At 46.1% G+C, this 20,361-nt stretch carries 15 protein-coding genes; 5 read left to right on the forward strand and 10 right to left on the reverse strand.

All coding sequences use genetic code 11. From position 1 onward, the window contains the following. Positions 1 to 30: 30 nt before the first annotated feature. The 5 genes from MKZ13_RS30825 to MKZ13_RS30845 all read right to left on the reverse strand — a co-directional run bounded on the left by MKZ13_RS30825 (position 31) and on the right by MKZ13_RS30845 (position 6,997). Positions 31 to 1,725, reverse strand: coding sequence for a diguanylate cyclase (locus MKZ13_RS30825; protein WP_339180786.1), 1,695 nt, complete (start codon positions 1,723 to 1,725; stop codon positions 31 to 33). 336 nt (positions 1,726 to 2,061) lie between these two features. Continuing rightward, positions 2,062 to 2,832 (reverse strand): AAC(3) family N-acetyltransferase, encoded by a 771-nt coding sequence (locus MKZ13_RS30830; protein WP_339180789.1) that lies wholly within the window; start codon positions 2,830 to 2,832, stop codon positions 2,062 to 2,064. Positions 2,833 to 2,992: 160 nt separating this feature from the next. Next, entirely contained in the window at positions 2,993 to 4,411 is a 1,419-nt protein-coding gene (gene araA / locus MKZ13_RS30835) for an L-arabinose isomerase (protein WP_133386379.1), read from the reverse strand. 272 nt (positions 4,412 to 4,683) lie between these two features. Further along, positions 4,684 to 5,379 carry an L-ribulose-5-phosphate 4-epimerase gene (locus tag MKZ13_RS30840; protein WP_036611813.1) on the reverse strand — a complete coding sequence of 232 codons (696 nt, stop codon included), beginning with the start codon at positions 5,377 to 5,379 and terminating at the stop codon, positions 4,684 to 4,686. A 1-nt stretch (position 5,380) separates the two neighbouring features. Next, the gene (locus MKZ13_RS30845; RefSeq protein ID WP_339180792.1) at positions 5,381 to 6,997 is read right to left on the reverse strand and encodes an FGGY-family carbohydrate kinase; all 1,617 of its coding nucleotides are present in this window, start codon (positions 6,995 to 6,997) and stop codon (positions 5,381 to 5,383) included. Between the two features lie 434 nt (positions 6,998 to 7,431). On the opposite strand from MKZ13_RS30845, the gene MKZ13_RS30850 reads away from it, so the two are divergent. Further along, a complete protein-coding gene (locus MKZ13_RS30850) occupies positions 7,432 to 8,523 on the forward strand; it encodes a GntR family transcriptional regulator (RefSeq protein ID WP_339185478.1) in 1,092 nt (363 codons plus the stop codon). Positions 8,524 to 8,681: 158 nt separating this feature from the next. Here MKZ13_RS30850 and MKZ13_RS30855 read toward each other — a convergent pair whose 3' ends face one another. Then, positions 8,682 to 9,443: a leucine-rich repeat domain-containing protein gene (locus MKZ13_RS30855; protein WP_339180794.1), complete on the reverse strand. Its 762-nt coding sequence runs from the start codon at positions 9,441 to 9,443 to the stop codon at positions 8,682 to 8,684. Positions 9,444 to 9,470: 27 nt separating this feature from the next. Continuing rightward, positions 9,471 to 11,414, reverse strand: a complete 1,944-nt coding sequence (locus MKZ13_RS30860) for a hypothetical protein (protein ID WP_339180796.1) — start codon at positions 11,412 to 11,414, stop codon at positions 9,471 to 9,473. A gap of 289 nt (positions 11,415 to 11,703) precedes the next feature. Here MKZ13_RS30860 and MKZ13_RS30865 point away from each other — a divergent pair, with 289 nt between their 5' ends. The 4 genes from MKZ13_RS30865 to MKZ13_RS30880 are packed head-to-tail and all read left to right on the forward strand — an operon-like array spanning position 11,704 to position 15,647. Next, positions 11,704 to 12,786, forward strand: coding sequence for an iron-siderophore ABC transporter substrate-binding protein (locus MKZ13_RS30865; protein WP_339180799.1), 1,083 nt, complete (start codon positions 11,704 to 11,706; stop codon positions 12,784 to 12,786). Next, positions 12,779 to 13,819 (forward strand): iron ABC transporter permease, encoded by a 1,041-nt coding sequence (locus MKZ13_RS30870; protein WP_339180801.1) that lies wholly within the window; start codon positions 12,779 to 12,781, stop codon positions 13,817 to 13,819. The genes MKZ13_RS30865 and MKZ13_RS30870 overlap by 8 nt, the downstream gene beginning before the upstream one ends. After that, positions 13,816 to 14,847 carry an iron chelate uptake ABC transporter family permease subunit gene (locus tag MKZ13_RS30875; protein ID WP_339180804.1) on the forward strand — a complete coding sequence of 344 codons (1,032 nt, stop codon included), beginning with the start codon at positions 13,816 to 13,818 and terminating at the stop codon, positions 14,845 to 14,847. Before MKZ13_RS30870 ends, MKZ13_RS30875 begins: the two co-directional genes overlap by 4 nt. Further along, complete coding sequence (locus tag MKZ13_RS30880; protein ID WP_339180807.1) at positions 14,847 to 15,647, forward strand: ABC transporter ATP-binding protein; 801 nt, start codon at positions 14,847 to 14,849, stop codon at positions 15,645 to 15,647. Before MKZ13_RS30875 ends, MKZ13_RS30880 begins: the two co-directional genes overlap by 1 nt. A gap of 63 nt (positions 15,648 to 15,710) precedes the next feature. Here the strand turns inward: MKZ13_RS30880 and MKZ13_RS30885 are convergent, their stop codons facing one another. The 3 genes from MKZ13_RS30885 to MKZ13_RS30895 all read right to left on the reverse strand — a co-directional run bounded on the left by MKZ13_RS30885 (position 15,711) and on the right by MKZ13_RS30895 (position 20,360). Continuing rightward, on the reverse strand, positions 15,711 to 16,925 hold the full coding sequence (locus MKZ13_RS30885) for a HAMP domain-containing sensor histidine kinase (RefSeq protein WP_339180810.1): 1,215 nt from the start codon (positions 16,923 to 16,925) through the stop codon (positions 15,711 to 15,713). A gap of 249 nt (positions 16,926 to 17,174) precedes the next feature. Then, entirely contained in the window at positions 17,175 to 18,314 is a 1,140-nt protein-coding gene (locus tag MKZ13_RS30890) for a 5-methyltetrahydropteroyltriglutamate--homocysteine S-methyltransferase (protein WP_339180813.1), read from the reverse strand. Between the two features lie 192 nt (positions 18,315 to 18,506). Further along, positions 18,507 to 20,360, reverse strand: coding sequence for a hypothetical protein (locus tag MKZ13_RS30895; protein WP_339180815.1), 1,854 nt, complete (start codon positions 20,358 to 20,360; stop codon positions 18,507 to 18,509). Between the last annotated feature and the right edge of the window lies 1 nt (position 20,361).

Here is a 20,361-nt window from a genome sequence, read left to right on the forward strand (position 1 = left end):
TGCGTCCCCACTCTTCTCTTATTTCTCTTCTCAAACAACTCCCCGCTCAAACTCCGCAAACTCCACTCTGTTCCGCCCATTCTGCTTCGCCTGATACAACGCCTTATCCACCGCAGCGAATAGATGCGTCAAATACCCCTCCGGGTTGTCCGGTACATGCACAACTTCAAAGTCCTCAAAGGAAAGAATCCCAATACTTATCGTAATGGACACTTGCATAATCTCGTGATCCACCATGATGTGGTTGGACTCCACAGCTGTTCTCACGCGTTCCGCGATCTGGTTCGCCAAATTATGCTCCGTGTGGGGAAGGTAGATCATGAACTCCTCCCCGCCATAACGCGTCAGTATATCGGTACTGCGAATCGATTGTTTGACGGCCTCCGTCGTGCGAACGAGCACTTCATCCCCGATGACATGTCCGTAGCGGTCATTGATGGCTTTGAAGTAGTCGATATCGAGCAGCAGGAGTGAAAATGGTGTTTTGTATTGAATATTGGTAATGACCTCGTGATTCAGATGTTGGGTCAGATAACGACGGTTGTAACAGTTGGTTAAACTGTCCGTCAGGGCGAGTTCCTCAAGTTTGCGATTGGCCTCGGATAACTCCTGACGTATCAAGTCTAGCGCCTGGTTTCGCTCCTGGAGTGTTACGTTCTGGCGATTCATCTCTTTCACGTAGAAACGCTCCTGCGAGACATCCTGGAACGTGAGAATATGACCGATCGGCACAAGAGCCGAATCCACAATCGGAGACGATTGCAGGATATAGTGCCGGATATTGTTGTCTCGCTCCACGATCACTTCAATGTGAGAGAGGGTATTTTCTTTTTTCTTATAATGATTGGCGAACTCCCGACAGCTACCCACAACATGAACAGACTCCAGAAAGGCTTCCATATCAAAAGAATCCCCCACATGCAGATCCATAAAGGATCGTGAGGCTTTGTTCGCTTCAACAATGACTTCATTCTCATCCAGTACCAGGATGCCATAAGGAATGGTATTGATTACGTCCTCATGGGCGATGGAGACCAGATCGAACACATTGTATCTTTTGATCACATAGACGAAGAAGAGGTCCGACAGAAAGATCCCCAGCGAAGTCATGCCAGGAATGATCGGCAACCAGCGGGCTAGAACGACATTCAGAATCGCATCAATCGTTGCAAAAACAGCTAACACCAAGATGCCCCACAGGGTAATTCTCACCTGTTTTTTGATCATGGCAGACTTCTGCGAAGAATACACCGCCCGGAATAGAACCACGAGAGAAGTCAAGAAATAGCTCACCAGAATAGTCATCACAACCCAGAACCAAAGGCCATAATCCCGCTCGATGTACCCGCCCTCCAGTGGAATGACGAATTCGTTCCATGGATTTGCGACCACACCTATAGCCCCGATCACCGCAGGGACAAATAGCAAGAAGGTTCCTTTTGCACTCAGACGCTCTGAATAACCGGTAATAAAGATCGTCAGTAGAAGCCACCCGCTTCCAAGCAAGGAGACCGCAACGAAAGATAAGGTAACGTAGAACAATTGCAGACCGGAATCATCCGTGAGCGTACTCGCAAATTGGCAGAAAGGCCAGAGCATCATCAACCCGTGAAACAAAAAGTACACCTTATGTAAGTTCGTAATTCTAACCGTAGCAAACACATATAAACCTACACCGAACAATAGGACAAATAAAAAGAGATCATACCATACTAATGGGTTCACGAATCTTCTCCTTCTTAGATGCTACAATGACAACGTGATTGCTCATAATTCTATGGGATACTTATATAAAACTTCAATAAACACCTATACAATACTGCTACGCCATACTTATTGGTTAATTTAACCATATCTTATCACACCACCCTAAGGGTGAGTAGCCCATACACTGGAAGTCTGACCAACCTCTGATCGAAATGCTGATCTATTTCTGATTATTTATGAATGCTTTTGAAGGTTTAGAGTACAAACAGGAGAGGAAGGTCATCTGCTCGGGAGATATTTGGGCATTTTCATGTGATTCATATTAAGCCATCCGGCTATCGGACGGCCCTTATATCATTCGGTTACTGCATGTAGAGGGAGGTTGTCCGTGAATAGATCGGGGTTATCCTTCAGCATTTCCGTGATTACCTCTGCCGTCTTAGCCGCATCACACACTCTTACGACCGCATCGCCGAGCTTTCCTTTACGCATCGCACCTTCGCGAACCAGCACCTCGTCTACTTTCCAGAAATGCTCCGACCATGGCAATCCACAATGTCTGCGGGACGGTACTGAAATCTGGCTTCCATCTGGTAAAACCGTATAAAGCATCTCATGCTCGTCCGTCATTCTGCCAGGGATGTCCACCCACTCTTCGACCCCATGAATAAATGTATTCCGCTTCAAATCAACGCCTACTAACAAGATCGTCGCTTTCCGATCAAGCAGTTTCCCCCATGCTGAACCTCTCGCACATGGTGTATCGAAGAGATGATCGTCCTTCGTAAATGCCTCTGCGTCCCGTCCCAGTGCTGCTACCGAGTGCGTTGGGTGCCACGAACGAACTACACCCGGACGTTTACGAAAAAGTTCAGGAAGAATACCGACACAACAGGTAGAATTTTCCACGTGGAACAATGGGTTATCTGCATTAATGGTAGACCATGTATGAGTGGGAAGCACCAACAATCCGTCTCTCATATAGTCGCTAAAGGCATCCAACACCGTGTCTGCTCCACCTTCAACCTCGCCTATACTTTTCATGGAAGAGTGCGTAAGCAACGTACCTTGGCGATCCAAACCAAGCTGCTCTAGTTGCTGCATCAAGCTTTCTTTTGTATACATGTCCTTCCTCCTTCATTTCTTACCCCTTTTCGATGAAAAAGCAAATCCTTGCTCAGCTTCACATCATGCTTCTCAGCATAACAAACAAAGGGCCGAGGGTTAACCCCCGGCCACAGAGAAAAAAATTGGTTGAGTTCAGGCAGTAGCTGCTGATCCACTTTTACTTAATAATAACGTACTCCAGATTCACCAGCTTCGCATACGTTACGATCTGATCTGTCGTCAAGTTCAAGGATACAACCGTATGGTGACCACCACCATTTTCGATCCATGCTTTCACTCCATCTTGGAAGTTAGGCTTCACGCTCCACAGAACACGTGCTACCGGCAGGTTAGGTGCTGGAACGGTTGGCTCAAATGCAGATACTTCATTGATCAGCAGTTTGTAATGTGTACCGAAGTCTGCCATGGATACCACGACACCTTCGCCTGCTTTGCCATCGAATACGAGACGTGCCGGATCTTCACGATCGCCAATACCCAGTGGGGACACGATGATTCTTGGTTTCGTGCTAGCCAGTGTAGGGTCTACTTCAAGCATGTGGGATTGCAGGATAGCTTCCTGTCCAGTGGCCATCTCGTATGTGTAGTCTTCCATGAAGCCTGTGTTCTCGTTATGGGCCATGATTTTCAGCAAGCGATCCAGCGCAGCTGTTTTCCAGTCACCCTCACCGGCAAATCCGTACCCTTGAGCCATCAGGCGTTGTACAGCCAGACCCGGAAGTTGTTTCATGCCATGCAGATCTTCAAAGTTTGTAGTGAAGGCACTGTATCCACCTTCGTCCAGGAAACGTTTAATTGCAATCTCATAGCTCGCTTGCACACGTACGCTGGCTTCCCAAGCTTCCTTGCTATTCGTGCCATAATCGAATTCATACAGGTCTCCGTACTGAGCGATCAAATCATCGATTTCCTGCTCTGTTACAGCGTTCACGTATTGCACAAGGTCGCCAATGCCGAAGTAATCAACGGTCCATCCGAATTGGATCTGTGCTTCCACTTTATCACCTTCGGTTACGCCCACGTTACGCATGTTATCACCGAAGCGCGCTACTTTGATGTTAAAGCTTTCATTATAAGCTACCGCTACGTCCATCCAGTCAGCAACCTGTTGTTGCACTTCTGGGCGCTCCCAGTAGCCAACAACGATTTTATTTTGTTTTCTCAGACGGGCATTAATGAAGCCGTATTCGCGGTCACCATGTGCCGCTTGGTTCAAGTTCATGAAGTCCATATCGATGGTTGCCCACGGAATGCTTTCGTTGAATTGGGTTGCCAAGTGAAGCAAAGGTTTTTGCAGCAATTTTGTACCACGAATCCACATTTTCGCCGGGGAGAACGTATGCATCCACGTAATCACACCTGCTACTTCGTCGCGATAGTTGACTTCCTTCATCGTACTCGTGATTTTATCTGCGCTTACCGCCAGATCCTGCAATACGAGCGGGTACGGCAGTACGCCACTTGCATTAAGCGCATCCGTGATTTTCTGTGCGTTGGCTTTTACTTCGCCCAGTGCTTCTTCTCCGTACAAATGCTGTGAACCGACCACAAACCAGAATTCTTTTGCTGCTGACATATAATCATCCTCATTTCATTATTTTATAGTTGAACCAATGGGTTTACACTAGCACACTGCGCAGCCAGAATAATCTTTCGATCGCTGGTTATCCCCGGATTTTTTTGATTCCCTTTTTTAAAGGGAAAATCCTGTGATAAACGCGAACGCTCCGCTTCTCCAGCTTTCTTCTGTCTTCTCCGTTATCGTGTAAAAAGTATAGTTGAACAAATCATTCCCACACTAAACCACTTGGAAGCCAGGACATGCTTCCAGTCACTGTTATAACCTAATTACTTCTGTCCGTAATACGCGTCTTTTCCGTGTTTTCGCAGATAGTGTTTATCCAAGATGCCTTGCGGCAGTTCTTTCGCGAAGTTATTTAATTGCCGCGCGTACAGGTTCATTTTGCACACTTCCTCCAGCACGACACTGTTCACCACCGCAGACTTGGCATCTTTCCCCCATGTAAACGGTGCGTGACCATGGAGCAACACTGCCGGAACAGCCATAACATCAATCCCACGCTGTTCAAACGTTTCAATAATGACGCGTCCCGTCTCTGCTTCGTATCCGCGATCAACCTCGTCCTGGTTCAGGAAACGTGCGCAAGGCACCGCCCCATAGAACGTGTCCGCATGTGTTGTTCCCATCACAGGTACGTCCAGTCCGGCTTGCGCCCAGATGGTCGCCCATGTGGAGTGTGTGTGCACGATGCCACCAATCTCCGAGTAATGCTTATATAGTACGGCATGTGTTGCGGTGTCCGAGGAAGGTCTCATCTCACCCTCCACCACGTTACCGTCCAGATCAACCACAACCATGTCGCTTGCTTTCATCGTATCGTAGCTGACGCCACTTGGTTTGATGACGAACAGACCACTTTCCCGATCGATTGCACTGACGTTACCCCATGTGAATTTCACAAGTCCGTGCTTTGGCAGTTCCAGATTCGCCTGGAATACCTCTTCTTTCAGTTGTTCTAACATGTTATTCCCTCCCGTTCTCTACCAGATGATCTACGGCTGATTGCTCAATCGCAAGTCCATTCCGGTAGCGTTCGATAAATGCTTCAAACCCTTTCACATCCGATGCATCCGGTGCCACTTCGACTCCCTCAACATCGTTAAAGACCTTCTGCTCCAGGAACACATCCAGGCTCTCCTCTTGATCCTTGTTGATCATGTACGATGCCAGAAGTGCCATACCCCATGCGCCGCCTTCACCAGCGGTAGACATTACCGACACCGGTACGTTCATCGCAGCAGCTACAATACGTTGTCCGACAACAGGGGTCTTGAACAGGCCACCGTGAGCCAAAATGCTGTCAATGGCTACATTCTCTTCTTCCGTCAAAATGTCCATACCCAACTTGAGTGCACCGAAGGCACTGAACAGATGTGCCCGCATGAAGTTTGCCAGATTGAAGTTACTTTCCGGGGAGCGGACGAACAATGGACGGCCTTTCTCAAGTCCCGTAATGTTCTCACCCGAGTAGTAACCGTAGCTGAGCAAGCCGCCACCATCAGGGTCTGCCTCCAAAGCCTTGTTAAACAACACGCTAAACAACTTGGCGTTATCCACTTCATATCCCATTGCTTGAGAGAACTCACGGAACAGTCCAACCCATGCGTTGATATCACTGGAACAGTTGTTAGCATGCACCATCCCTACTGGGCTACCATCCGGCGTGGTGACCATATCGATCTCGGGATACACTTTGGATAATTCCTTCTCCAGTACGATCATCGCAAATACGGATGTGCCGACGGAGATGTTCCCCGTACGTTTTCTCACGCTATTTGTTGCCACCATACCCGTTCCGGCATCGCCTTCTGGCGGGCAGAGCGGAATGCCTGCTTGCAGATCTTGCGAAGGGTCGAGTAACTTGGCTCCCGCTTCCGTCAACTCACCTGCATTCTCACCCGCGAGATATACCTTGGGCAGAAGGTCCTCAACTTTCCACGGATAACCTTTGCCTGCGATCTGTTCGTCGAACTGTTGGATCATGGATGGATGATAGTTATGTGTAGACTCGTCAATTGGGAAAATGCCTGAAGCATCGCCGATCCCAATCGCCTTATTGCCCGTCAGCAACCAGTGGATGTATCCAGCCAAGGTTGTCAGGTGATCGATCTGTGGCACATGCGCCTCTTCGTTCAAAATCGCTTGGTACAAGTGGGCGATGCTCCAGCGTTCCGGAATATTGAATTGCAGAAGATCCGTTAGCTCTCTTGAAGCTGCTCCTGTAGTAGCATTACGCCAAGTGCGGAAAGGTACCAGCAGTTCGCCCTCGCTATCCAACGCAATATATCCGTGCATCATGGCCGAGAATCCGATAGAACCAACCGTGCGCAGCGTGATTCCGTATTTCTGTTCCACATCTTGCTTCATCTCACGATAAGCCGTTTGCAGGCCTGTGATGATATCCTCCTGGTTGTACGTCCAATATCCATCTTTCAGGAGGTTCTCCCATTCATAACTGCCTGACGCGATGGTCTCAAAACGCTCGTCAATCAATACCGCCTTAATCCGCGTTGATCCAAATTCAATCCCAAGTGAAGTAGCGCCCGTGGTAATGGCTTCTTTCAAGTCCAATTGACTCATAATCACGTGTATCCCCTCTCCGGTCACGATTTCACATCCCAAAGGATGCATATATAAGGTGAAGCTTTTACCTATGGCGATAGCTAATGATGAATTTTGTATAGATACTTCCTGTTGTGTTTTCAAAGAATGCGCTTTCCTTTTCTGACAGCCTTAGTATATTTTTTGTACGTACATTTGTCAATAATATATAATAGTTATACTTACAAAGAGCACATATCGTGCTCTATTTGATTAATAAAAGGACTTAAATGGCTATAAATTGGCTATGCTGTAAGGTACACCTCTTTCTAAAAAGACCTGATATGTACGGTTTATTTCAAAAATTGTGCTGTTTTATATGCATTTAAACTGAATCATGCTAAAATATGTACGTACAACTATTTGAACAATAACGTTGATATAGATGAGTAACGATGAAAGAAGTGGACTACGTGAAGCCAAAATACCAGGTCATCATTGATGATATAAAGAGTCATATCCTCTCGGGGACATATAGCATAGGCGAACAGATCCCCACCGAGTTGGCATTACAGGAAAGCTACACCGTAAGTCGCCAGACGGTGCGGAAGGCTATTTTAGAGTTGTCAAACGAAGGATTTTTACGAAGCGAAAAGGGGTCAGGGACCTACGTTAGCAATCAGTATCGATCACGATCAGGCGTAAACACGTCGAAGAAAACGATCGGTGTAATCACGACATACATCTCGGATTACATCTTTCCGTCCATTATTCGCGGCATCGAGAGTCGTCTGAATGAGGACAACTACTCGTTACTGCTGGCCAGTACTAATAATGATGTAGCACAGGAGAAAAAAGCCCTCGAAATGATGCTCTCCTACGGCGTGGATGGCCTAATTGTCGAACCTACCAAAAGTAATCTCTACAATCCCAACATTGCATACTACCTATCGTTCAAGGAGCAGGATGTGCCGTTTACGATGATTAATGCATTTTATGAGGAGCTGGAAGTTCCTTTCTTCTGCCTGGATGACGTGCAATCCAGCTATCTTGCCACACGGGAATTGATCTCTAAAGGCCATACCCAGATCGGCATTATTGCCAAAATGGATGATCTACAGGGCAAGTACCGGATGAAGGGGTACATCAAGGCGCTGGGTGAAGCGAAGTTACGGTTCCATCCTGAGCAAGTGCTCTCCTTTGATACCGCATCGAAGCAAGAACTTTCCTCCAATGTAGCAGCGTATCTGGACGAAAACAGAGATTCTCTTACAGCAATCGTCTGTTACAACGACGAGGTAGGACTGGAAGTCGTGCACGCCTGTAGGCAACTGGGCATCTCGATCCCGGATGAGTTATCCATCATTGGACAGGACAATTCGTACATTGCCAAGAACGCCAACATCAGGCTAACAACACTAACCCATCCCCAAGAGCAGATGGGCCGCGATGCTGCCGACTGGGTGATCAAGAATCTGCAAGGCAAAAAGGATCTGCCAACGAACACCTACTATCAGCCGGTGCTGGTTGAGGGGGAGACGGTGAAGGAGATCGTAGTGGAATAATATTGTTGTGGGACGAGCGTTAAGTTGTTACCGAGCGTTTCTGTCCAACATAGTTAAAGAAGGCCGTCAGAATATCTGCGGCCTTCTTTGTTTTTGTTCAATATAATGAGGGATTAACTTCTTTCTTACATATACATATACATTTTCTCTAATCAAAACTACTTCGCCTGACCCTCTTCATCGCTTACCAGACTTACAACGACGCCTTTCTTCTCCAAGTTTTTCACAACCTGCTCTGCACGCTCATTCAACGGATTGTTAGCCAAATATACCTCTGTTAGATGTGGGATGGTTTCGAGCACTGTAATATCCTCGATGAGGTTATCTTCTACATAAAGGTACTCCAAGGTCGGATGATTTTTTAAAGGAGTTAGATCCTGAATTTTATTACCATTCATAATGACCCATTCCAGCTTTAACTTCTGAAGAGGACTTAGATCAGTCACCTGATTCCCACTGGCGAGTAGACTGGTCAGCTTATGCATATTTTTTAATGGAGTCAGGCTTTTGATTTTGTTATCGTCCATAACCAGATTTTGCAGATTAGTCAGACCTAAAAGTGGCGAGATATCTGCAATCTGATTGCCTTCAACAGCTAAGAACGTCAATTTCTTTAACTTGTTAAGTGGTTTAATATTTTTTATATTTTGACCAGGCAAGAATAAATCCGTCATATTAACGGCATGTTCAAGACCTTGCAGGTTAGAAATCTTATTTTTCGTTTCCATAGCATATATGGATTTTAATTTTTTCAAATCGGTAGCCTTTACTTCCTTCTTAGCCGACAGCTTCAAATCTGTTCGAATAACTTTGGCCAGGACCGGGTCTTTGATAAGCGATGCAGCCGAGATAATAGTGGTCGGTAATAGTACAAAAACCAAACATAAAACGATCATACTTTTGATGAATTGATTACGCATATAGAATCTCCCTTTAAGCATCTTAAATTAGTGGCTCCGTTTCAAGGAGTTGAGGTCAGCCGTAACGATTTTACCTGTATTTCCAAAGACGTACACTTTCCCTTTAAACTCCACCGCATCGTACCAATCGTCTACCGTCAAGACATCCTGCTTGGTCCATTTCTCAGCGTCATCGGAAAGGAAGATGGAACCTTCACTGCCAACAGCAATGAAGAGATTGCCCACGTATGAGATGCCAAAGAATCCAGTGTTCATTCCACGAGCATATAATTCATCACGGAACTCTGTCCTCGCCCATTTCTTACCGTCCTCTGAAGTCAAAATAACCGCACTCTGTGCATTCCCATAGTGACTGGCAGTGGTCACGACAAACTTTCCATCACCCCATACCACATCGAAATTATGTCCAGGAAACCGTGCCGGGATTTCGTTCCACTTCAGACCATCCTCGGAGACGAGCAAAAGCCCTTTTTCTCCAACGGCTACCAGTGTTTTGCCGTTTGATGCCATCGCATTGATTTTTTTCTTTACATTAGTGTTCAAGGTTCTCCACGTCTTCCGATCCTTGGAAGAAAGAATCGTGCCAGCCTCCCCTGCCACGTAATACGTATTATTGGCATATAACACACTCGTAAGTGATCGAGTTGTCGGTGATTTAATGACTGTCCACTTTACTCCATCAACAGAGGACATCATCTTCCCGTTATCTCCTACCGCAAAAAAGTCCTTCCCTGACCATACAACTCCCCGAAGTGGATACGCTTGATCCACATAAGAAGATTGCCATTTGCCAGCCGTGTTCATCTTTGCAGAACCCTGCGAGCTGACGGAAAGGAAGTTAAGCTGGCTACGATACCCACCCACCAGCACCAGCCTATCCTTGCTCACTGCTGCTTCATATACGTTACTCGGAAGCACAAAAGGATATCGCTTTGTCAGCTTCCATTTGCGCCCATCCGCAGATGTTTGAATACCAGCATCCGTAATCGTTATATACTGTTTGCCGTTGTAAATGGTAAAAAAAGGGTTTTGCTTAGGGCTAGTTGCAAACCCAGCATCGCTCCAGCTCTTACCATCCTTGGATGTCCAGTTGACCTCCTTCAGGACATGATTGGCTTTATTCACATATTCAAAACCAAACATATAAAACCTGTCCTTTGCCCAGTACACCTTGGACCAAAAGGCTTTGGACGATACGTATGTCCATTTCTGTCCATCCTTCGAGGTCATGATCGTTGCATCCCCTACAGCAACAAAAGCTCCACCGCCATAGGTCATATCCCAAACTTGCTCATAATTAGGCTGATTGGTCTTCACCTTTTTCCAGGTGATTCCGTCTTTAGATAACGCTACAACTCCGCCTTCATAACCTTGAGCTACGAAGGTATTATTGCCCCATGCTACGGCTGTAAAATTGGTGGAGATTCCTGTTTTTCGTTCGGTCCACGTTAATCCATCCTCTGAAGACAAAATCTTTCCTTCATATGTGGTTCCACCAACTGCAATATATCGTTTTCCGTTCCATACGGCGTCTTTTAAAAATCTTATATGTATTGGATTATTTAACTTCTTCCATGACAGACCATCAGTGGATGTCCATACGGTTACATTGTCTGTTTCCTCACGAAAACCCATGAATTCAGACTTTCCACGAATAATCAAACTAAAATCTACTGGATTTCCTGTATAGATTGTCTTCCATGTAACCCCATTCTTTGACGTTTTCACATAGCCTCCAGCAGCTGGCATCATATAAATCCCTCCACCATAGGCAATGGAATGGGAAAATCCACTATTTAACTCATCCAACGAAGACCAATTAAGGTTCAACTGACTTTTTACTACAGCATCCTCAATGTTCGCAACTTCACCCTCTGCCTGGGCAGGATCTACAGGAATTAGGGAAAACAGAAGGATCATAGTTAACAGCAGAGGTATTACTTTTAGTGAAAAAACTAGTGTACGACTCATGGCTATCTCCTTACATTATTTAATACTAGAAATATACCATGATCTGGAATGCAATACATCGATAATATGTTCATCCCTTTCTAATAGAAACCCCTAATATGATATGAGCCTTTACAATTTTTTCATTGACACTCCCTTTGATAAAAAGATATATTTATTGATGTTGATAATCATTATCAGGTATATAAAACGTTTTATATATCTATTTTATGCATCTTAAAGGATGTAACTGATCAATCAGGATGTTAAGCACTACCAAATATATTTTAGATTCAGGAAGGGGAAACACATGAATACAAAGAGAAAGTTTCCATTAATGGCGTTACTGGTTTCAATGGTCTTTATCCTGGCATTGGTAGGTTGTGGAAACCAAACAGCTGAGCCAGCAGCAACTCCTGCTGCAAGTGATTCGGCAACTCCAGCTACAGAAACACCAGCCGCTACAGATGAGAATACCGGATATCCAATTACAATCAAGCATGCACTGGGCGAAACGGTTATTGAGAAAAAGCCTGAGCGTGTAGCTACTGTACAATGGGCAAACCAAGATGTCGTTCTCGCGCTTGGAAAAGTTCCTGTAGGCTTCTCGGCAGCTAACTTTGGTGTTCAGGACGACAGCGGACTGCTGCCTTGGACAGCGAAGAAACTTGATGAACTCGGTGTAACCGACCCGAACGTTTTCCAAGATACGGACGGACTTGATTTTGAAGCCATTTCCGATTCCAATCCGGATGTTATTCTTGCAGCATACTCCGGTATCACTCAGGAAGACTACGATCTTCTTAGTGAAATTGCTCCGGTTGTAGCTTACCCAACGGCTCCATGGGCAACAACATGGCGTGAGCAGGTTACGTTCAATGCGAAGGGTATGGGTATGGAAGCAGAAGGTGAGCAACTGATCAAAGATACAGAGGCCATGGTCAACGAAAAATTAGCCGCGTATCCTCAGATCAAAGACAAAAAAGTGGTTTGGGTTAACTTCTCCGCTGAAGACATGTCCAAACTTCATATCTATACACCTGTCGATTCTCGTGTATCTTTCTTGGGTGAGCTGGGATTGGTTGTCCCCGAGAGCATCACAAGCCAAATTACTGACCCTAATAGCTACTCCCTGAGCTTAAGTGCAGAGAATGCTGAAGCCCTTAATGATGCAGATATCCTCGTTGGATACGGAGATGCCGAGTTATTGAAAGCTATTCAGGCTGATCCTTTGCTGGGTAAAATCCCTGCGGTTAAACGTGGTTCGGTAGCGTTCATTGAAGCAGATACACCTTTGGTTGCTGCTGGAACGCCAAACCCACTTTCCATCTCTTATACTATTGATGATTACCTGAAATTGATTAGTGGAGCTATCGACAAGATCAATGAATAGTACATCGCTTTCGAACGATAATCACATACGAGCACATGTCCCCAAGAACTTCATCTTGGTATTAGTCATTTGTTTCATTCTGCTCGCTGCAACTCTGATTGCCTCACTGGTCTTTGGCTCTAGACCCGTGAGGTTTCATGAGTTAATCGACGGATTATTTCACCCGGAAGTAGATTCATATGGGGCAAACATCGTGCGCAAACGGATCTCCCGAACAGTCTTCAGCTTGTTATGCGGGGTAGCACTCGGCGTATCAGGAGCACTGATGCAAGCCGTTACCCGGAACCCACTTGCCGACCCAAGCATATTGGGCGTCAATACAGGGGCATCCCTGTTTGTGGTTATCGGTATTGCCTTCCTGAACATCAGCAGCGCCAATCAATATATCTGGCTGGCACTGGCCGGGGCTGCAATAACGGCTGTGTTTGTATTCGGAATCGGCTCAATGGGGCGTGGCGGAGCTACGCCCATTAAGCTTGTTTTGGCCGGAGCGGCCATAAGTGCCGCGCTCTCCTCACTCGTCACCGCCATTATGATCCCTCGTTCGTATGTCATGGACCAGTTCAGGTTCTGGCAAGTGGGCAGCGTAGGATCGGCAACCTGGAGTGGAATCAGTACGTTCATCCCGTTTCTGCTCATCGGCGTACTCATTGCATTTCTTACGGCTCCGGCACTAAATGCGCTGGCGCTGGGTGATGATGTTGCAACAGGACTCGGTGTTCGCACAGGAACACTTCGATTCATTGCAGCCCTTGCAGGGGTTTTATTATGCGGAGCAGCTACTGCTCTTGCTGGACCGATTGGTTTCATCGGATTGTTATCCACCCACGTCATACGCCTTATACTGGGGCCCGATTTACGTTTTGTCATACCCATGTCAGCCATAGCTGGAGCGATCATTCTAACGATATCCGATGTTGGTGGCAGACTCATCAGCAACCCTGGAGAGCTTGAAGTCGGTGTCGTTACTGCCTTTATAGGTGCTCCAATATTAATCATCCTCGCGATGCGATCGAAAGTGCGTTCATTATGAGAGATCAATCGATTGAATTTATTATGGCGGGCAGACGTCATCGACGTCGCCGCTGGATACTTGTCACCAGTCTCCTTGCCATACTTGCATGTGCTCTTTGCTGCGCCATGCTTCTGCTCGGCAACACAATCTATCCGGTCAAAGATGTCATTAGCTCCCTTTCGGGAGAGAAGATCAAAGGTGTATCTTTTGCCGTAAATACCATACGTTTACCGAGAATGCTTACAGGTCTCTTTGCCGGATTTGCCTTCGGTATTGCAGGTTATACCTTCCAGACCATGTTGCGGAACCCGCTGGCGAATCCTAATGTTATCGGGATCACGTCAGGTTCAAGCGCTGCTGCTGTGTTTTGTATCGTCGTACTTCATGCAAGCGGAGCTATGGTTTCCTTGGCTTCAGTGATTGCAGGTCTGGCTACGGTATTATTCATATATGTACTTTCCAGAGGAAAAGTGTTCTCCATCGGACGGTTAATACTTATCGGGATTGGTATTCAAGCTATGCTTGATGCAGTAATCTCCTATCTCTTACTGGTTAGTTCTGAAAAGGATATTCCTGCTGCAATCCGATGGCTCACAGGCAGTCTGAACGGTTCTCAGATGAGTGCACTGCCGCCTCTCGTGATTACCGTACTGATCTGCACACCTATCATCATGATGTTGGGCAAACACCTCAGTATATTGGAACTCGGAGAACAATCGGCATTCTCCCTAGGTGTGGATACGGACAAAACCAGAATTGCACTCATTGTGAGTTCCGTCTGCATGGTTGCCATTGCTACCGCGACTACAGGTCCGATCGCCTTTGTCTCCTTCCTTGCGGGACCTATCGCGAAGAGGCTCGTAGGTGTTGGCTCCTCGAACATCATCCCGGCAGGTTTGGTTGGCGTTAATCTGGTTCTAGCCTCAGATCTTATCGGACAGTTTGCTTTTGAGTACAGATTCCCCGTAGGCGTCATTACCGGATTGCTCGGAGCACCGTATCTGATCTTCCTGTTAATCCGAATGAATCGTAAGGGGGAGTTATAATGAAACCGACACATGTATTTGAAGCGAAACAACTCGTTGCCGGATATGAAAATAAAACCATTATCCACGGTGTGGACATCGTAATACCGAGTAACCAAATAAGCGTCATTATTGGCTCTAATGGTTGCGGTAAGTCTACCCTTTTGAAAACAATGGCCAGACTCATTAAGCCTATATCTGGCAGCATTACACTGGATGGCAAAGCCATTAGCAAGATCCCGCCCAAGCAATTGGCTCGTGTGATCGGATTACTCCCGCAGTCTCCTATTGTTCCGGAAGGCATTTCGGTAGCCGATCTGGTGGGCCGTGGAAGGTTTCCACACCAATCCTTGTTCAGTGGCTGGACCAAGAAGGATTATGAGGCTGTCGCTGAAGCCATGACCATCATGAACATTACCGAGTTTGCCAATCACAATATTGATGAACTCTCGGGCGGCCAACGTCAGCGTGTGTGGATTGCGATGGCGCTAGCGCAACAGACGGATATCCTTTTTCTCGATGAGCCTACAACCTTCTTGGATATCACATATCAAATCGAGATTCTGGATCTGCTTACCGAGCTGAATCGCAAACACGGAACGACCATTGTAATGGTACTGCACGATATCAACTTAGCAGCACGGTATGCAGATCATATCTTTGCGCTTCACACCGGAAAACTTGTGGCTGAGGGTAAACCCGCAGAGGTCATAACTGCCCCACAGGTTAAAGACATTTTCGGATTAGAATGTACGGTCATAGAAGACCCCGTCTCGGGATCACCGATGGTGGTGCCCAAAGGGCGATATCATGCGAGATAGACGAATAGCGGCAGTTGAAACAACGATCCTTTTGTCCTAACTGTCGCTATCTTATTTTTATGCCTAATCCGTTCTAGCTACAAAGCGAATCGTCACCGAGGTCCCCTGACCTTTTGCGCTTTGATATTCGATCGTTCCCTCATACTTTTCCACGATATTATAGCAGATCATCAATCCAAGCCCCGTTCCATTTGTTTTCAATGAATAAAACGGAGTCCCCAGTGACTTCACCTCTTCCTCCGTCATGCCGCTTCCCTGATCCGAGATCCTTATCTCTACCCATTGCTTCACTCGCTTCGCTGTTACGTGGACGGTTGTACCCGCATTCGAAGCTTCTAATGCATTTTTGATAAGATTGATCAGCAACTGCTTGAATTCAATTGTATTAATAAGAATTATGCAATCCTCATCCACCTTCACATCCATATGTTTGCCCGATAACATCGCATAGGAGCTGAGCAGACCCGTCACACCTTCAAGGACCTCCCTTACATCGACCTTCTCTGGTCTCAGTTCTCTATTGGGTTTGGCAAGGGTCAGAAATTGAGAGGTCACCTGTTCGACAGTATTCAGTTCATCAATCATTAAGGCAAACTTATTCCTCACCGGCTGCTCAAAAGAGTGATCCTCTCGATATAGCTGCAAAAAACCTCGCACCACCGTCACTGGATTACGAATCTCATGAGCGACAGCAGCTGTTAGATGAGCGATCATCTTCAAACGCTCTGTTTGTTGTAGCTGCTCAAAATAAAGTTCCTGCTTTTTCATTCGAGAAACGCTCAGATGAAAAATAAGAAATAAAATGACCTGACTTCCCATAATATTGATAAAATTGCCTACCACATCTGTATGTATATATGCATACTCATTCCCTTGGTTATACAGAAGATTATAACCAAACGTAATGAGGAGCAATATTCCATTGAGAATTAACGAGAAATAAAATAATTTCAGATCATAGAACAGGATGGCGAGGGCTGGAAGTAGACTTATGAGAATGTAGGTTGTCCAAGACTGGGGATATAAAAGAGCAAGCGTATAGAAGTATGCAAATCCGATCAGAATGATGCTCAATCTGAAGGGAAACGTCTCAAACTTGGGATATATCAATAAACATACAGTGAGAACGGTTACGCATAAGCAATGGATCATATAACCCACGGTAATCCCATTCAATTCTGTCGTGGACAGGATTAATCCCGATAACATCAGAGCAATAATCGCTAGCATTGAAATATAATACGTTTTCCGATTCATCTGACTGTGCAATTCTTTCATGAATTCACCACTTTTGAATGGATTTCTACAGTATTTCTACAGTATCATTGTATCTTATTTGGTGACCTGCATACTATGGATTCTGATCAAATTATTGAAGCGGATGAGCACATTTAATATTAACATTCACTTCGAAAAAGATTACACTAAAAAGCCATACGGATGTTGTCCGTACAGCTATTTCGCAGTTGTTTTTGTTCATACACAACATGTGATTAGTGACGAATGAAGATAAGAAATTTTACTTCCTTACTTCCAAAGCTCTTCGGCAATTTCCTTAATGAAGGCAAGCTTGCGCCATTGCTGTTCCTCGGTCAGATGGTTGCCTTCTTCCGTGGAAGCGAAGCCGCATTGTGGACTCAGGCAGATTCGATCCAGATCAACATATTGTGTAGCTTCCTCAATCCGTTTCAGGATATCTTCCTTGTTCTCCAACTCTCCGAATTTGGAAGAGAAGAGGCCAAGTACAACCTGCTGATTGTCCTTCAGGAAACGAAGTGGTTTGAAGTCACCAGCCCGTTCCGTATCAAACTCCAGATAGAAACCAGAGTAGTTATCGATGCTCAGAAGTGTCTGCGCAATCGGCTCGTAACCGCCACCGACTCCTGCAAATGTCGAAACATAATTACCGCGGCAGACATGAGTGGTTACCACGAGGTCTTCCGGCAGGCCAGATACCATATCTTCGTTCAGTTTTGCGAGTTCGTTGGCGTACTCTTCCACATTAACGCCAATCTGCTCCATCACTGTGATGAACTGTTGGTCACAGAGTGCACCCCACGTGCAATCATCAATCTGGATGCTGCGGCAGCCGGCTTCATAAAAGGCCAAGATGGATGCTTTGTACGCCCCGGCAATGTCCGAGAGCAGCTCTTGGCGGTTCGGATAGATGGCCTGTGTGCTTTCCTTGTTATCTGCCCGGTCCAATTCGAATAGGAACTGTGCAGCTGCTGGGATGGACTGACGGGCAACAACGTCTTCCCCAGCCGCTTCTTTTAAGAAGGCATAATGCGCTACAAATGGATGACTGCTATAGCTGATTTTGCCGCTCAGACGAGCTGTTTCCGGTCTGGATGTCGCACCGTTGAATCGGTAGCCTTCCTCAATGATCGTCCGCTCTACACCATCCAGTCCCCAGAAGAAGTCCAGATGCCACCAAGAGCGGCGGAATTCGCCGTCCGTTACAGCCTGAAGGCCAACCTCTTTTTGCTTCTGTACAAGTTTCACAATCTCGGCGTTCTCCACTTCATTCAACTGTTCCGTGGTAATTTCGCCGTTCTGGTATTTTAATCGGGCATCCTTCAACGCACTCGGGCGCAGGAAACTGCCCACAATATCATATCGAAATGGAGTGACTGTTCGTTGTTTAGGTTCTGTTTGTAGGCTCATAGTTTAATCTCCCCGTTTATCATTATAGAATTAAATATAACATATCCGATCGGAATAGCTGTTCTACGAAAGAGTTATAGCCCGCTATAGGTATTAGCTATAGCGGGCTATATTTAAGGAGACTCTATATACAATCATGTATTCCATCTTACCTGACCGGATACCCGGAACAGGATCTCAACATCTATGATCTCACGTCAACGTAAGAACGATCTGATCCCCGGAACGGGTGATTTTGTAGATACCCTCCTGCATGTCGATGCCATAATGCTTTTTCAGCAACCACTTGGCATTGAGATCCGTCTCGACAACCACTAGATAATCATAGCCGCTCAGAAGGTTATCCATATTATCCTCATAGAACAACACAATCCCGTCCACATGAGGAGCATACAAGAAATACTTCCCTACATATTGCATGTAATAGTTCGTGACCTGTTGGTCCCTGTCTGAGGCGTAGAAGAGATATCTGTTATTATCCTCTTGTCCACCTGAGTACCACCGATCACCAGTAACCGCATGAATCTTGTAAGGGAGCGTTGTATCATAGCTCTGGGCGATAGACACGATACCATTATATTCGGACAAAAGGATGGTGGCCGCAACCGCCATACAGCCGATAATGCCTTTTTGATAATGGCCTTTCGTCTCAACCGTCTTAAAGGACTGATAATCTGGTACTTCACCGATCCGATAGTGGAATGATCGCTCCAGGTCGATCGCAGCGCACAACACCAGCCCACCGGCGAACAGTACCACGATACTGGACGCATAACGCTCAAATCCAGCCAGGACAATTGCTTCATCCAATGGCATGGAGAAGAGATACAACGCCAGAATACCCGCATAGTACAGTAACAGCACAACGTCCAAAGCAATTAATGCTTTCCACAAGTTCCACTTCTTCTTGAGCACAACGATGGCAAATACAGATGCTGCAATCGCGATAAGCTGGAAAATAACAATGCCGATCACTGGCCGTGTCGTCAGATCCGTACTGGCCTTCAGGAAAGTCCACAGAATCTCACGCATCTGCTCTGGCGTTTTGCCGGCTTGAATCCCCGAGGTAGCCACATCGAACTTGTTATCAATCCCTTGGAACACCGTCGCCATTCGCCAGCTCCAGCCAAAGTAGGGAATCAGCGCACCGCAGATCGTACCCACTACAGCGAGCGCTGTTTTCCAATCGAACTTTTGTTTATGTTTTAGCCATGTATACACTAGGAAAATCAGACCGATCGCGGCGAAAATAATACCCGTGCTTTTGATGATGGTCAGTAATCCCGCAAGCGGAAGAACAACAATACATGCCTTTTTGATCTCATTACGATATTGGTAGATCACCGCCAGGATTGCGAGCGCGTAGATCGGAAGCAAGAAATCCACGAGCAGGTTGGTGATCCGAATCGTAAGATTGAAAAACGAAAGTGTAGATAACCCGAGCCCGAGAAAAGCGTACAGAAGAAAGCGTTTCTTCTCCGAAACAATGCCAAACATGGCATAAAAACAGGAGAAGATAAGTAATCCCTGTGCCAAGAGCATTACGGACTGCGAGTGCCCCATGAAGCGACAGATATAATAAATAAACGACGAAGTCCCCAGCGGATAGTTTTTAAAATCAATCAGGTTGGAGTCTTGCGTCGGAAAGGCATCTGTACTCAACATCTGCTTCAATACGATAGCCCAGTGGGAGAAATTATCGTAATGTGTTAATTGGTTCTGAAAGAGCACCAGCAAGAAAACAAAAGTCCCTGCCAGGAATGAAAATTGGAATATAGAAAAGGACATCCTTAATGATGCCCCTCGGCGCAGCCTGAGAAACAACATTCCCCCATATAAAAGCAAACCTGCAATCAGGATGACAAGGCTGCCCGTAAAGAGCTGCCCTACCAAACCACTTAGAAAAACAAGGCAGGCAATCGCGGAAAACACAAATACAGGGATGAACTCCCAACGTAGTGAAAGTGTCTTCCGTACAAACTGCATATAACCAAGAAAGGAGAATATCAATAAAACTCCCATCACAAAATGAAGCACAATGAGCATC

Origin of the sequence: Paenibacillus sp. FSL R5-0701 (genome assembly GCF_037973995.1) — a bacterium.
Classification (GTDB): domain Bacteria; phylum Bacillota; class Bacilli; order Paenibacillales; family Paenibacillaceae; genus Paenibacillus.

Excerpts from the sequence above, each read along its gene's own strand:
- MKZ13_RS30830 (WP_339180789.1), bottom strand. The coding sequence starts at position 2,832 with ATGTATACAAAAGAAAGCTTGATGCAGCAACTAGAGCAGCTTGGTTTG.
- MKZ13_RS30895 (WP_339180815.1), bottom strand. The coding sequence starts at position 20,360 with ATGCTCATTGTGCTTCATTTTGTGATGGGAGTTTTATTGATATTCTCC.
- MKZ13_RS30840 (WP_036611813.1), bottom strand. The coding sequence starts at position 5,379 with ATGTTAGAACAACTGAAAGAAGAGGTATTCCAGGCGAATCTGGAACTG.
- MKZ13_RS30880 (WP_339180807.1), top strand. The coding sequence starts at position 14,847 with ATGAAACCGACACATGTATTTGAAGCGAAACAACTCGTTGCCGGATAT.
- MKZ13_RS30855 (WP_339180794.1), bottom strand. The coding sequence starts at position 9,443 with ATGCGTAATCAATTCATCAAAAGTATGATCGTTTTATGTTTGGTTTTT.
- MKZ13_RS30865 (WP_339180799.1), top strand. The coding sequence starts at position 11,704 with ATGAATACAAAGAGAAAGTTTCCATTAATGGCGTTACTGGTTTCAATG.
- MKZ13_RS30875 (WP_339180804.1), top strand. The coding sequence starts at position 13,816 with ATGAGAGATCAATCGATTGAATTTATTATGGCGGGCAGACGTCATCGA.
- MKZ13_RS30845 (WP_339180792.1), bottom strand. The coding sequence starts at position 6,997 with ATGAGTCAATTGGACTTGAAAGAAGCCATTACCACGGGCGCTACTTCA.
- MKZ13_RS30860 (WP_339180796.1), bottom strand. The coding sequence starts at position 11,414 with ATGAGTCGTACACTAGTTTTTTCACTAAAAGTAATACCTCTGCTGTTA.
- MKZ13_RS30870 (WP_339180801.1), top strand. The coding sequence starts at position 12,779 with ATGAATAGTACATCGCTTTCGAACGATAATCACATACGAGCACATGTC.
- araA (WP_133386379.1), bottom strand. The coding sequence starts at position 4,411 with ATGTCAGCAGCAAAAGAATTCTGGTTTGTGGTCGGTTCACAGCATTTG.
- MKZ13_RS30890 (WP_339180813.1), bottom strand. The coding sequence starts at position 18,314 with ATGAGCCTACAAACAGAACCTAAACAACGAACAGTCACTCCATTTCGA.
- MKZ13_RS30885 (WP_339180810.1), bottom strand. The coding sequence starts at position 16,925 with ATGAAAGAATTGCACAGTCAGATGAATCGGAAAACGTATTATATTTCA.